Source organism: Lysinibacillus boronitolerans JCM 21713 = 10a = NBRC 103108, assembly GCF_000772935.1.
GTDB classification, from domain to species: domain Bacteria; phylum Bacillota; class Bacilli; order Bacillales_A; family Planococcaceae; genus Lysinibacillus; species Lysinibacillus boronitolerans.
This window is the reverse complement of record NZ_JPVR01000078.1, coordinates 1-13,549: the sequence shown is the minus strand read 5'-3', so window position 1 is coordinate 13,549 and position 13,549 is coordinate 1. Positions and strand designations below refer to the sequence as shown.

At 38.8% G+C, this 13,549-nt stretch carries 18 protein-coding genes; 7 read left to right on the top strand and 11 right to left on the bottom strand.

From position 1 onward, the window contains the following. Positions 1-205 precede the first annotated feature (205 nt). Both CD31_RS15585 and CD31_RS15580 read left to right on the top strand, forming a co-directional pair. Complete coding sequence (locus CD31_RS15585; protein ID WP_036078924.1) at positions 206-511, top strand: hypothetical protein; 306 nt, start codon at positions 206-208, stop codon at positions 509-511. Positions 512-928: 417 nt separating this feature from the next. Beyond that, positions 929-1,126, top strand: a complete 198-nt coding sequence (locus CD31_RS15580) for a hypothetical protein (RefSeq protein ID WP_009371305.1) — start codon at positions 929-931, stop codon at positions 1,124-1,126. 8 nt (positions 1,127-1,134) lie between these two features. Here the strand turns inward: CD31_RS15580 and CD31_RS15575 are convergent, their stop codons facing one another. After that, positions 1,135-1,620, bottom strand: a complete 486-nt coding sequence (locus tag CD31_RS15575) for a hypothetical protein (protein ID WP_016994145.1) — start codon at positions 1,618-1,620, stop codon at positions 1,135-1,137. Positions 1,621-1,755: 135 nt separating this feature from the next. Here CD31_RS15575 and CD31_RS15570 point away from each other — a divergent pair, with 135 nt between their 5' ends. Then, entirely contained in the window at positions 1,756-2,433 is a 678-nt protein-coding gene (locus CD31_RS15570) for a hypothetical protein (protein WP_128568322.1), read from the top strand. A gap of 112 nt (positions 2,434-2,545) precedes the next feature. Here the strand turns inward: CD31_RS15570 and CD31_RS24060 are convergent, their stop codons facing one another. From CD31_RS24060 to CD31_RS15555, 4 genes are all read right to left on the bottom strand, one after another. Continuing rightward, the gene (locus tag CD31_RS24060; protein ID WP_280522763.1) at positions 2,546-2,680 is read right to left on the bottom strand and encodes a hypothetical protein; all 135 of its coding nucleotides are present in this window, start codon (positions 2,678-2,680) and stop codon (positions 2,546-2,548) included. Positions 2,681-2,815: 135 nt separating this feature from the next. Continuing rightward, a complete protein-coding gene (locus CD31_RS15565) occupies positions 2,816-4,381 on the bottom strand; it encodes a collagen-like domain-containing protein (RefSeq protein WP_052125391.1) in 1,566 nt (521 codons plus the stop codon). A 156-nt stretch (positions 4,382-4,537) separates the two neighbouring features. Beyond that, positions 4,538-5,197, bottom strand: coding sequence for a DUF2306 domain-containing protein (locus CD31_RS15560; RefSeq protein WP_036078920.1), 660 nt, complete (start codon positions 5,195-5,197; stop codon positions 4,538-4,540). A gap of 119 nt (positions 5,198-5,316) precedes the next feature. Then, complete coding sequence (locus CD31_RS15555) at positions 5,317-5,724, bottom strand: GNAT family N-acetyltransferase (RefSeq protein WP_342446855.1); 408 nt, start codon at positions 5,722-5,724, stop codon at positions 5,317-5,319. A 171-nt stretch (positions 5,725-5,895) separates the two neighbouring features. On the opposite strand from CD31_RS15555, the gene CD31_RS15550 reads away from it, so the two are divergent. Further along, the gene (locus tag CD31_RS15550) at positions 5,896-6,147 is read left to right on the top strand and encodes a hypothetical protein (protein WP_244905028.1); all 252 of its coding nucleotides are present in this window, start codon (positions 5,896-5,898) and stop codon (positions 6,145-6,147) included. A gap of 239 nt (positions 6,148-6,386) precedes the next feature. On the opposite strand, the gene CD31_RS15545 is transcribed toward CD31_RS15550, so the two are convergent. Then, on the bottom strand, positions 6,387-6,968 hold the full coding sequence (locus CD31_RS15545) for a hypothetical protein (protein ID WP_036078914.1): 582 nt from the start codon (positions 6,966-6,968) through the stop codon (positions 6,387-6,389). Between the two features lie 83 nt (positions 6,969-7,051). Here CD31_RS15545 and CD31_RS23560 point away from each other — a divergent pair, with 83 nt between their 5' ends. After that, entirely contained in the window at positions 7,052-7,195 is a 144-nt protein-coding gene (locus tag CD31_RS23560) for a hypothetical protein (RefSeq protein ID WP_167334368.1), read from the top strand. Between the two features lie 5 nt (positions 7,196-7,200). Here CD31_RS23560 and CD31_RS15540 read toward each other — a convergent pair whose 3' ends face one another. The 3 genes from CD31_RS15540 to CD31_RS15530 all read right to left on the bottom strand — a co-directional run bounded on the left by CD31_RS15540 (position 7,201) and on the right by CD31_RS15530 (position 8,711). Further along, entirely contained in the window at positions 7,201-7,755 is a 555-nt protein-coding gene (locus CD31_RS15540; protein ID WP_036078912.1) for a hypothetical protein, read from the bottom strand. 69 nt (positions 7,756-7,824) lie between these two features. Continuing rightward, complete coding sequence (locus CD31_RS15535) at positions 7,825-8,328, bottom strand: NUDIX hydrolase (RefSeq protein WP_036078910.1); 504 nt, start codon at positions 8,326-8,328, stop codon at positions 7,825-7,827. 8 nt (positions 8,329-8,336) lie between these two features. Further along, positions 8,337-8,711, bottom strand: coding sequence for a hypothetical protein (locus tag CD31_RS15530; RefSeq protein WP_036078907.1), 375 nt, complete (start codon positions 8,709-8,711; stop codon positions 8,337-8,339). Positions 8,712-9,169: 458 nt separating this feature from the next. On the opposite strand from CD31_RS15530, the gene CD31_RS15525 reads away from it, so the two are divergent. Further along, on the top strand, positions 9,170-10,204 hold the full coding sequence (locus CD31_RS15525) for a beta-propeller fold lactonase family protein (protein ID WP_342351933.1): 1,035 nt from the start codon (positions 9,170-9,172) through the stop codon (positions 10,202-10,204). A 107-nt stretch (positions 10,205-10,311) separates the two neighbouring features. Here the strand turns inward: CD31_RS15525 and deoD are convergent, their stop codons facing one another. Together deoD and CD31_RS15515 are read right to left on the bottom strand one after the other, a co-directional pair. Beyond that, on the bottom strand, positions 10,312-11,019 hold the full coding sequence (gene deoD / locus CD31_RS15520; protein WP_004230212.1) for a purine-nucleoside phosphorylase: 708 nt from the start codon (positions 11,017-11,019) through the stop codon (positions 10,312-10,314). A 111-nt stretch (positions 11,020-11,130) separates the two neighbouring features. Then, positions 11,131-11,349 (bottom strand): YozE family protein, encoded by a 219-nt coding sequence (locus CD31_RS15515; RefSeq protein WP_016995579.1) that lies wholly within the window; start codon positions 11,347-11,349, stop codon positions 11,131-11,133. A 248-nt stretch (positions 11,350-11,597) separates the two neighbouring features. Between CD31_RS15515 and CD31_RS15510 the strand changes: the two genes are divergently transcribed. Then, positions 11,598-13,439, top strand: coding sequence for a methyl-accepting chemotaxis protein (locus tag CD31_RS15510; RefSeq protein WP_036078903.1), 1,842 nt, complete (start codon positions 11,598-11,600; stop codon positions 13,437-13,439). The last annotated feature ends 110 nt before the right edge of the window (positions 13,440-13,549 follow it).

Here is a 13,549-nt window from a genome sequence, read left to right as displayed (position 1 = left end):
ATTTATTAATCCACATTTTACATTTGCCAACTAACTATTGCAATCTTTATTTCCATTTGATGCCACTTTGATAAAAAGGATGAAGATTCCCACAGCAATCTAGAGATTCTCTCAACAAACCTTCAACGAGTTCTCAACACACGACTGCATAAAATTGGCCTATTTGCCCACAATAAGTACTAAATAGTAATGAGAGGTGAACGGAATGGAACACTTTCCACTAATACATACAAATTTTTGGGATGCCGTCGTTGCAGTCCCTGTTGTTATGATTATTACCCAGCTAATCAAGAAAATGTGTCATATAAAGCCTTTTTGGGTTCCAAGCATTGCATTAATTATCGGCTTACTCATTTCCATTTTCATCAGCCACCGACATAATCTTCTTGCTGGACTATTCATGGGCTGGTTTTATGGCTATGCAGCAATTGGGAGTTACGCTTCCTTAAAAACTTCTTATCTTACCTATAAACAAAAGAAACGAAGAAAACAGAAGAACACTGCTCCTTAATGGTAACAATTGCACCTACATGCACAAAAGTTTATACTAAATTTTAACAAAAATACTTAATAAATTTTATACTAGTTAAGTTGCCTTTTGACAAACAATGAATTGGAGAGGAGGAAAAAATATTTCAGAATGAGATCTTACACCTGAAGAAATCGATGCTATTTTATGACAACAGCAATCACTTTTGAACTAGAAAAAGAAACAAAAGCTGAAACATCGAATGAACAAATAATCAACAATTAAAGCAATTGCTAGAAAATTATGCTACTTACACTGTCTATATTAATGATAATTCAGCCGACAGCATTTTCTATTCTTTTTACCAAAGAAAAAAAGTTTATTTACAAATATCAACGACATTCAATTTCTAATAATTCGCCCATGAATGTACACGCTAGAAAACGGAGGAAAATCAACGTGTCTAAACTCATTACGTTTACCTTTAATACGAAATATACCGATCAAATTCAGGAAACATTTTCGTTTGAACAATTAGGGATTAATGAGCAATTACCTAGCGATGAAATAAAAAAACAAATTGATCATTTATTTAAAAATTGGGTATGTGATCGTCTCAACCTATCCTATAGCATCGTTGTAGAAGAGAATGAATGACCGTTGTATCACCTTTTACTTTTGAATTTCTTTACTTGTTCTCGCAAAGTGGTAATGAACACTCGGATTTGTTCCATCGTCACAATAATACATAATGCAGGCCCACATTCTCTTGCACCATGATGATTCTTCTCATAAGCATCTAGTACAAATACTAATTTATAACGTTGCTCTGCTTCCTCCCTCTCCTCTTTAGGAATTTGAAAGATACCGTATCCAGGAAAAAAATATTCACCATAATGAGGGATATGATAGATGCATAGGCCAGGATCATGCGGCTCCAGCATACTTAAATAAGCAGGCTCCAATTGTGTTATGTCTTCTAATAATTGAAGGAAATCTCTTTTTAAACAATAAATCTCCGTATTTATCGCTGGGAAAGCTGGCCCAAAGCGAAATTCAATACGAAACTTTACACTTTCCTCGTTCACCATTAAAATATTTAGCTCTACCTCACAACTAGGATGACTCGAATCATCTTTTAAAATTGCCACTATACCGCCCCTTACACTTGCTTAATCGTTGTTCTCTTTACAATATACTACGAAACTATATTTTTACCATATAAATGAAAAATATACACATTTATGTATGGTATAATAGATTTTATTCATTTTTTGGAGGTGAAGGTGTTGAAAAAGTATTTGGTGACAAGCATTGTAGTAGGAGCCATCTTCCTGACAGGCTGTGATAAGGATGAAAAAGCCTCCTTACCACTATCTACATCGGTAGATGAACAAATAATAGAAAAGGAATCTGTCATAGCACCTGTTCCATTAGTTTTAACACTGGCACAGAAAGAACATTACTATAAAGAATATTTGGCTATTGTCAATCAACTAAATGAAAAGTATGGTACAAGCTTAAAGCTAGATCCTATTACAACATTTTCAGCGGATTATTGGCTTGAATTAAAAGATTTTGAGGACATGTTAAAAGGTAGAATAGACACTTCATATGTCGTGATCGATAATAAGGAAGTTTTCTCTCCAGTTAAAGTACCAAAATTCGTTGAATTACATATGGGGTCACAGCAAACAATCATTCGTGTTGATGGTTCATTTGACACCCAGCTAAGCAAGGATATGCCTGGTGGAAGACAGCTATTCTCGGTTATGCATTCATTGTCGTCAAAAATTGAACAGGGCGAGGGTAACTGGACACAAACAGGATATGACCCTTCCATTAAAGATCAGGGCAGTGCTTACAATATTACGATCGGTGGCTACTATTCATATAATGGTGTATCCTCACCTCATATAATTGAGGTCGAATATTATTGTAATATATATGGTGGCATTACTTAATAACTAGTAACAAGGCTTGTCTGTAATCTTTTTTACAGACAAGCCCTTTTCCTTTCATCATCTTAAATGCTCCCTTTGAACGACAACTTTGATGATGGTATTTCAGTATCGTTTATTCACTGTTGTTCTTAATCCAGACACCATAACCATCACTTTCATTCAATTCTACATGAGACAAAAGCAGTTGATTCGTTAAATCTTCGTTCAACAGCTTAAAGTTCATGAGTACACACCAGAACTTTGCCATATCCTCCCCTGTGACAAATACACCCACCAGAACCACTTTTTTACAGAAGATGTCCTATTAGCTAAAATGTCCTTACGAGCATAAAGCTAAAGTAAAGATGCTTTCCCTCAAAAATCCAAAATTTAAATCGAATAATTAAACTGTATTAAAAAGTATCGTTGCTGAAACACCATTTGAAAACGCTCCTCCAGTTGTACTTACTTGTACAGCGAGAAGTGTACAACTAGTAATTGGGTAATTTGCTACCACTTTTGCACAACAATTTGGTGTTGTAGATGAATTTGGTCCTGACACAGACGCAATAATACCTGTAGCAACGCTAGTAAAACCACAATTTGTACTGACAAATATTTGTGCTGAAGCTGTTTGACCTGCACTTAGAGCATGATCCCGTATATTCAGAGTTAAGCTTCTAATTATAGCATTTTCAGGAATAACAATAGAACTCCTAACAAATGAAGCCGAAGAATTACCAGTACCAAGAAAATCATTATTACTAACTGATTGATCTGTAGAGAGAAAAACTTCCATTAAACCTGAACCACTTGGACCCGTTGATCCAGTAACACCTGTAGTCCCTATGGCACCAGTGGCTCCTGTTACTCCCTGCAATCCAGTCGCTCCTGTGCTACCCGTTACGCCTTGGGCTCCTGTTGCCCCTGTCATTCCTACTAGACCTCGTTCTCCTGTTGCGCCAGTTATTCCAGTGGCTCCTGTTACTCCCTGCAACCCAGTCGTTCCTGTGCTTCCTGTTATTCCTCGGACTCCTGTCGCCCCTGTACTTCCTGTCATACCTTGGGCTCCTGTCGCCCCTGTGCTTCCTGTCATACCTTGGGCTCCTGTTGCCCCTGTGTTTCCTGTTATTCCTTGGGCTCCTGTTGCTCCTGTGTTTCCTGTTATTCCTTGGGCTCCTGTTGCTCCTGTGTTTCCTGTTATTCCTTGGGCTCCTGTGGCCCCTGTACTTCCTGTTATTCCCTGGGCTCCTGTTGCCCCCTGTGGACCCGTCGATCCTGTGACTCCGACTACTCCTTGAGGACCTGTTGCTCCCTGAGAACCCGTTGCTCCCGTGATTCCTGCTACTCCTTGAGGACCTACTTCTCCCTGCGGACCCATGACTCCTGCTATTCCTGGAGGACCTGTTGCTCCCTGCGGACCCGTTGCCCCCGTAACTCCTGCTATTCCTTGAGGTCCTATTTCTCCCTGCGGACCCGTTGCTCCAGTGACTCCGGCTATTCCTTGGGGACCTCTTTCTCCCTGCGGACCTGTGACTCCTGCTATTCCTTGAGGACCTGTTGCTCCCTGCGGACCCGTTGCTCCAGTGACTCCGGCTATTCCTTGGGGACCTATTTCTCCCTGCGGACCCGTTGCTCCAGTGACTCCGGCTATTCCTTGGGGGCCTGTTCCTCCCTGCGGACCCGTTGCTCCCGTGATTCCTGCTATTCCTTGAGGACCTATTTCTCCCTGTGGACCCGTGACTCCGGCTACTCCTTGAGGTCCTGGTTCTCCCCGCGCTCCCGGGGGACCTGTGGCACCTGTAGGACCAGTAGCGCCTGTTGCTCCTGTTACACCTATTGGTTCTTGAATTCCATAAACATAGGGATATCCATTACAACCAAATTCATTACATTTATATTTCAATGGATAATTACATTTTGCATCACATTTAAAATTATCAAAATTACGGATGTAACTAAACCTCAATGAGATTTCACCTCCTGTCCTTTTTCATCATATTCAAAGGTATAATTGTAAGGATAATGAATGCACCTAGAATATTAGAATGAAATAAATATGAATCTTAAAATAAAAAGAGCATTAGGCTCCTTTAGAACCTAATGCTCAGAATATGTTTCAAAACTATCTATTAGCTTTTGTCATGTCTCGGTAATTTGCAACTTTAGTAAGTTTATGTTGGATATACCATTCCATCACGATAAAATTGGGCACCCAGCATAGCCAAGCGATGGAGGCGTAACTATACTCAAAATTATTAAAGCCAAATAATACCGTAAACAATGGTAGCCAGATTCGCAATGTGACAGCTGCAAAGGTTAATGCATAATTTCTTAGCATCCATTTCTGATGGCCTTGGATATTTCTTTTTTTAATCTGGACCAGCGCTTGAAACATGGTAAAGAGCCACCCTAAAGATAATAAAGCAAAGCCTAGCTGTGCCACCCATCCACCTGTTGCGTTTAGGGCTAAATAAAGTCCTGCCAAGCCGCCAAACAAAATACTGACCATATAGATATAGCCTAATATTCTATGGCGTTTCACATTTTTCTCTCGTAACTTTGATGACAACGTAAAAGGACCAATGACGAGGGCTAATACACCGAATACAATATGTAGATAGAGCATGATATACCAAAATGAATTCAATGTTGCACTAAGCATAAGCTTTAATTGAACAAATCCCGCCTGTCGTGCATCGAATAGTAAATATTGAACAATCGAATAACCCGCTATGAACAAGGCCAAGCCACATACGATCCACCACCACAACCTCTTTTGCATTTTTATAACTCCTTTCTATTTTAGTCTATCATCCAAATTTACTAGCTTTAATATAATCAAATAACAGGGCGTAAAAAGCACCTAAGTGGACGATTATCGACAGTACAACGAATTGACCATTAGGTAGTGCAGTTTAATAGACAGGCAAAACGCTCCACCCCTGGGTATTTTTCTCCTAAGCTCGTAATATGAAAGCCAATATTTTTATAAAAGAGTACGGCTTCTTGATCTGTTTCTGCATAAATGGAAGAAAAAGCATGATGTTCTTCTACATACCGAATCATCTCACGTCCAATGCCTTTTCCACGATAAGCAGGCGATACGGCTATATGTATAATTTCACATTGATTTGCCTCTCTTTTAACAATCCCTATACAACCGATAGTGTCTTGTGCAAAGGTATAGCCATACAATACTCTTTCTGGACATGCAATGTACAATGAGTATTCCTTCTCCACTTTCTTTTCGGATGTGGCATAGGATAATAATGTTTTCACTTCGGGATGTATCTTGCTTGAATGGATCATTTTCATGGACTTCTACCTTTCTGGACATCGTCTCAACTTACTAATAATACCTTTAAATTACTATAATTGTAAATAACGTATTCGTATTATCACTAAATACTTCCATAATATACTAAAATATTTTCTTTTATGTTATGATGGCTTTAAAATTGAGGAGGGTGTACCTTGCTGGTGAAAGGCTATAAATTTAGTTTACCACGCTTTTATTGGTTACTTTTCATCCCTATCTTTTTGGGGACGAGTTACAAAGCATTGTTTTTTGATTGGCACATACAAACATATACTTTTCATGAATTAGAAGATTTCGGTCGTTATGTAATGATACTTTCAACAAGCTTAATTGAAGCTTTTATCTATCTATTCATTATTCGATTGATTGTCTATCTGCTTCAACTCGTTTTTCAAAAGTCTAATACGAATTAGAGCTAATGAGCAGGAGGATGAATAATCCATTGAAGATAACAGAAATTTTGCTGCTGGCATGATTTCCTATGAAGCGTTTATCGTTCTTATCAGAAGTAAGGGATCATGTGCTATCGATTGTTTTCCTACCCATTATTTTGTATTACTGCTTATTGTGGTCATCGACACTGGTTTAATTCTCTTCAAATAGCATCAAAAAAAGGGTAACCTTTTAGGCAAACCCTATTTCATTTCCCACCTCAATTAGTATTCATGCTAGGAATAAGTTGATTCCACGTAATGATTTCCGCATCGTCTACATTGACATTGCCTAAGCTGAAGAGATGTGGAACATACGCAAAAAGTCCAAAGTTCTTCCCTTTTCCTTTTTCCGTTTGGAAATAGTCAATGGTTGCTGCTGGTAGCTGTTCTAGTTCTCTATAATCATGTAACGACAGAAGTATTATATCCTCTGCTGCAATTGCCCCTGCTGGCCCGTTATAGCGTTCCTTTGAATACAAGTACATCGCATTTTGATTAGCTGCTAGTTTTTGGATTGGAATTTGATAAAACATTAGGTTTTCTTTCGTTTCAATATCTAGCTCTGTTAATGCCTTATAGAGATGACTAGGATGGATTGGTAGGAAATGGACAACATCATTCCACAAGCAATTTAGTTGAGGGATTTCTTTCATTAAAAGCTTCGGTCTCTCTGGATGATCAAAATATTTTTTCGCATAGCGTTCATATAAATCTGGATACATTGCCCCTAACCTATTCAGTGGCATCAGCTCCTGACCGACCATTTCCCTTGGAACCATATGATAAACATAGCTCTGCATAACAAGCACCTCCACCTAACTAATTCTTCAACCATTTGGAAATTCCTGTTACAATCAATGTAAAAATAAAAAGTAGGTGCAAGATGGAATTATTAGTTATCATTCTTATTTTTGTGGGGATTTTTGCTATATATGATTCGATTAGACGAGTCAACAATACTATTTTGGAGCAAACGGAGGAACTAAAGAAATTACGAGAAGAGCTGAAAGGCAAGAATAAAAATTAGAAGAGCTAATACTTTTGCTTTGGATAATCAATTGAATTAGCAATATCAATCAGGACCTCAGCCGTTGCTTGATCTGCAACATCACGATCAATACTAAAGACATATTGCCAATCGTCTCTTTCAAAAACGAGTAAATGAAAACCAATTCTTGGATTTTCAATATAGGCTGCCTCACTGCCATTTTTCAGCTTGAATACATCCATTATATATTTTTCAAATGGCATTTTATGCTCAACTGGTCGAACCTTGATTTTGAAATGATTTTGTGGCATTTGATCACTAATCATTACCACCTCCAGCTGATCATTCATTTCTCCTTCTAAATCACTAAATCTACCAAAATGATGTGTAAAGCTGATCGGCGGTACTCTTAGAGGTAGCTTCAGCTCTTTATTATAGTGGTGTTCGAACTCTTTTACGGCTACCTCTACTGTTTTATAGCCGATTTCTGGAAGAAACACTTCAAGAGGTTGTGGCGAATCACTGTCCTTGGCAGAAACGAAATTAAGAGGGAAAAAAGACGTAAATAAAGCTAGTCCAATAAGAATACGCTTGTTCATATTAACGCTCCTCTATCCTGTTTAAGTATTGATTAACCTACTGAATCAAAATTATGCTGACATAGATCACTAATACTGCGTAGTCTTATCGTTAATAATGGATGTAAAGTAGCCTAGTGTCGGTACTACTTTATTCGCGTGAAACATTTTTTCAACCTCTAGCTTTGTGACCCATCGAATTGCTGTCACTTCCCCCTCTTGAAGGATGGTCTCACTAATTTCAAAGCTTTGGTCAAATAACCACACATCGTAAAAATCATTGAAGCAATCACGACGTTCACTCTTTACTAATTGTCCATTGGTCCTCAATAATGGTATCCCTATTTCCTCTTCCACCTCACGAATAGCCCCGTCCAAACTGCTTTCACCCGTTACTATAGAGCCTCCCGGACATTCCCATAAATGAGGATAATGTTTATTGGGATGTCTTTTTGTTAAAAGGAATTCTCCCTTGTTATTGCGAATCCATACGTGCACAACGATATGGTAATCTTCAGCTGCTAATTTTGTCCCTCGCACATGACGCTTATTTGTTTTTTGGCGATTTTTATCGTAGATATCCCAGACTTCCATAGAGCATCTCATTTCTGAATTTGAACAAGCACATACTGCTTCGTCCACATTTCCGTTGTCACAATGGAACGTTCCCCATTTTTTTCGAAAAATAACCCGCTCCCCTCTTTTTCAAGAAATGCCCATCCTTCATTAGCCATCATTTGCTGAATGTCCTCGTCCACCTTCTGTATGCCCCTAGCTGAAATGGCTGTGAGGTACCAAGTTGCCTTCTTATCATTAGAGAGCGCCACTAAATCAACGGGGGATGCATTTAATTTTTGGATGGCTTCCTTTGGTGTAAGGGAATCGATTGGCAAAGGAGGATATAATAATTTATTGCTATCAATCAAGACCCCAATTACTACGAAAAGAGCTGCTAGTAGTAAACCTATTTTTTTCAAGGCTCACACTCCTCCTTCTCTGGTTAAGAATCGGCTGCTGAAATCTATCTGTAAAAGAGAGCTTCTATTTTGAAGCGGTCATACGTACACGATAATAAGTATTAAAATGTCACATATACTTATTTTTCAAAAATATACCACCATAAACCTATACATTTCATATTTTACCTCATTAAGTAAATAATCTGTAGAACATGTTATCATTCCGATTAAAGGTAACTTTCCATATATTTAACATCATAAGATCAATCAATACGATACAAACTTTTACCTACCGTCTTAATGTCTATGAAAACTTCATCAACGTCAACAATTATTCCTCCTGTCTCCTATGCTTTTATTTTTAAAAAGTTTAGAACTTTACCAAAACATGATAAAAGAGAATGGCTAGGTAAACGTACAACAAGCCTAGCTCTTTACGCATAAAGTAGCCATATATGACTGAAAGGATGTCCTGTGTGGGGAAAGAACATAAATATTTAAAAAAATTCAAGTTTACGTCAAATCCAAATTGTCATTGTCGCTGTTGTTGCCCTTGTTGTCGTTGTAAATGTAAGCCCCCATTTTTACCCATACCACCAAGTTGCCATTATCTCGTCTATGTGACAGATGCTGGGCAGCTAGCAACGCCTGATAATAGAGTTTCTGTAATTGATACCGCAACAAACACAATCGTCGCTACCATTCCAGTAGGGACTGCTCCGCTAGAAGTAGCGATTACACCTAATGGTGCGTTTGGTTATGTTCCAGCGTTCTTCTCAGATAATGTAACGGTTTTTAGCACTGCCACAAACTTGCCAATCGCTACCATTCCCGTGGGTGTTAACCCTCTTGGTGTTGCCATTTCGCCAAAAGGAACGCTTGCTTATGTATCCAATCACGGATCAAACACTATATCGGTCATTAATACAGCCACCAATACCGTAACAGCCACTATTCCAGTAGGGCTACAACCTCAAGGTATTGCCTTTACGCCAAACGGTGCGTTTGCTTATGTTGCCAACGAGAATTCCAATTCAGTATCGGTTATCAATACTGCCACCAATACGGTGATTGCTACAATCCCTGTGGGAATTCGACCTAGATCCATTGTTTTGACTCCAAGCGGGCAATTTGCTTATGTGACAAATGAAAATAGCAATTCGGTATCGGTTATTAATACCACTACCAATACAGTAGTGGCTACCATTCCTGTTGGTACAGGACCTGTAGGAACAGCGATTACCCCTGATGGAACGCTTGTTTACATTGTGAATAAAGGCAATAATACCGTATCTGTCATCAATACAGCCACCAATACGGTGATTGCAACTATCCCTGTAGGTGCATCTCCAGACCAAGTAACCATCTTGCCAGATGGTACTTTTGCCTATGTTACAAATCAAGTAGACAATACGGTGTCTGTCATCGACATAGCAACAAACATGGTAATCGCCACAATCCCAGGATTTAACGGGCCTACTGGCATCAAAACTGGAACAATCTGTCTATAATTCCCACAAAAAAAGCAACCGACTACTTCCACCCATCTTAGAAAAATGGTCTGTTTTTTTGTCGGTTGCCTACATTCATTATAAAATTAAATATGTCTAAAGTTAGCTTAGTCTTGAATCGCTGCGTCTAATGCTACCACAATCATGTCATTGAACGTTGTTTGACGTTCTTCAGCTGTTGTTACTTCACCTGTAATGATGTGGTCACTTACTGTTAGAACAGCAAGTGCTTTACGGCCGAATTTTGCTGCTAATGTGTAAAGAGCTGCTGATTCCATTTCTACAGCTAGTACACCGTATTGAGCTAATTTTTCGTTTTGGTGCTCATCTGAGTAGAATAAATCTGCTGTGAAGATATTCCCAACTTGTAAGTTAAGACCTGCATCTTTACCTGCATTATATGCTTTTAATAAAAGATCAAAGTCAGCGATTGGTGCAAAATCGATAGCACCACCCCAAATGATTTGGTTCATACGTGTATCAGATGTTGCTCCTTGCGCTAAAATCACGTCACGCACTTTTACATCTTTTTGAATTGCACCACAAGTACCTACACGGATTAATTTTTGAACATCGTATTCTTGCATTAATTCTGTTGCGTAGATTGAAATAGATGGCACACCCATACCAGTTCCTTGTACAGAAATGCGTTTTCCTTTATACGTACCCGTATATCCGAACATATTACGTACTTCGTTGTAGCAAGTTACATCTTCTAAAAATGTTTCCGCAATGTATTTTGCACGTAATGGATCTCCTGGAAGTAAAATTGTGTCAGCGATTTCACCTTTTTTTGCATTAATATGAATACTCATACTGCAATCCCTCTTTTCTGTCAGTTATCACTATAAATAATACTGTGTTTCTGTCATTTACGCAATGCTAGACGTCTAGCAACTGCAAAATTATTTATAGTTTTCGTACAATTATGCTTGTTCCTCATAAAGTGTCCACAAAGAATCAAAGGTCTGGATTGTTAAGTTTTCCGTTGCATAGGTTTCTATATAGTCGGACAACTCATGAAAGTCTGTGCTCTGCTTTGGAAAATTATGCTCATGAAACACTTCCTCTGCAAAGCGTACTTTAGGGTCGGACCAATCGCCACCTCGATAGGTTAGGACGTATAAATAAAAACTTTTCTTCATCAAACAATTTCCCCTTTTATGCATTGGCTTTTCGCTAGTGTATCAAAAAAATTAGCATTCGTCATAATTTCCACTACTACTATATTGTACCCACTTATGATTTTAGAACTATCTTCACGGTCTATCCTGACTTTTGTCATAGTTATTTTATCTGAAAAATTTTAATTATTAGAAATAAAGATAGAAAAATCTAGTAAAATAAGATAAAATTGAAATCGATTATTTAAAAAAATAGGAAGGTGATGGCGATGAAAAAGACTAAAAAAACTCATGATACAGCGAAAAAACGCCCGTCTCTCTTTACTTTTAGCTTTTTTAAGAAGAGGAAAGCTTCTACACAAGGGGAAACTGGGAAAAATCCCCCTCCTATTAAAGAAAAACGACAACGTTTTTACCATTTAATTCGGGGTAAAGTGCTTATTATGTTTGCACTTCTTATTGTAATTAACGGTATAATGGGTATATTGTCCTATGTCAATATACAGAACTTGCAGCAGCAAATGGAAGACTTTACAAAGAAAAATGTGCAGGAGCAACTAACGGTGAATCAACTTGCCTATGAAATTGCTAGACTGACCAATTTAGAGCAATCGTATTTAATTACAGGTAACGGCATTTATTCTACTTCCTATCATTTAAAAATTGATACCATTAATAAAAAGCTGGCTGCTTTAAAAGATCAATTTCAAGATCGACAAGTAGAACTCGGTCATATGCAGGCAATCGAGCAATATTATAAAAATTACCTTGATTATTCAGATAAAGTCATGACAATGCGTGATGAACTTGGTCTTGAGCAGGCACGTAAGCTGATGATGGGTGCTACTGGGGAAACTATGAAAACCCATATCGATAAAAATATTGAGACCATCAATACTGTCATGGACGATGCGAATAAAACAAAATTAGACAAGCTTAACCAGCAGGTAAACCTTTCTATCACTACATTCTTTCTCGTTTCCATCGTCGGTTTTTTAGCGATTGTAATTTTTGGCTTTATGCTATTTAAATCATTAAAACGTAATACACAGGCGATTAATGACTCTATCCTTGATATTGCGCAAGCTGGAGGCGATTTGACAAGACGTGTAAATGTGCGTAATCGTGATGAATTTTCGATAATTGCAGCCTCGACGAATACGTTAATTGAGTCGATTTCTAACTTAATTCGACGGGTGAGTGAATTGGCGGATCATGTATCAAGCAGTAGTCAGGAGCTAATGTCATTAGCAGATGAAAATGCGCGTACAATTCAGGATATTGCGGATGCGACAGCGGATATTGCGAGTGATAGTGACAATACGATTTCCAGTATGAATAGTGCGCAGCAAAAAATGAGCGACTTAGAGCATTCAATGCATCAATTAAATGAGCAAGCGAGTGCTGTCCATCGTGCCTCTATCGCCATGCAGCAAGCAGCCGATGAAGGTAGCCGCTCTGTGGAACAATCATCACTTGTGATGCAATCTATTGAAGAAACAATGGCTTCTACAACATCCACTGTAGAGGCGTTGGGTCGTAAATCTGCGGATATTACGTCCATTATTGGCACGATCACGGCCATTTCTGAGCAAACGAATCTCCTCGCTTTAAATGCGGCGATTGAAGCGGCACGAGCTGGCGAGCATGGACGAGGCTTTGCGGTCGTAGCTGATGAGGTTCGCAAACTGGCAGAGCAATCCCAAAGTGCAGCGAAAGAGGTTACATCAATTGTCACATCCATCCAAGATGAGGTCACATCCATCATTGCCCAAAATCACGAAGGTGTGACAACCGTTATCCGAGGCGTTGAAGTGACAAATGAAACAAATCAATCCTTAGCCAACATTTTATCGCATACCGAGGAAACAACATCAATCATTGCAGCCATGGTGGATAAAATTGCGACAACGCTTGAAAATAGCAATGCAGTGGCAAGTGACTTCATTCATGTCAATGCCTACGCAGAACAATCCGCGGCCAACACCGTGACATCTGCGGCAGCAGCCACACAAGGCTCCGCCTCCATGCAGGAAATCAACGCCGCAGCCACTGAGCTTGCCCAACAAGCAGATAGCCTACGCAACCTCGTGAGCGAGTTTAAAGTTTAAGCAAATTGAACGGCAGAGGGAGAACCAATTTTTTATTGGTTCTCCCTTGACTTTGCTGGGCTATCCTTCACTTTAAGCATTCTATCCGCTACTTTTTCTGGTTTATCCTT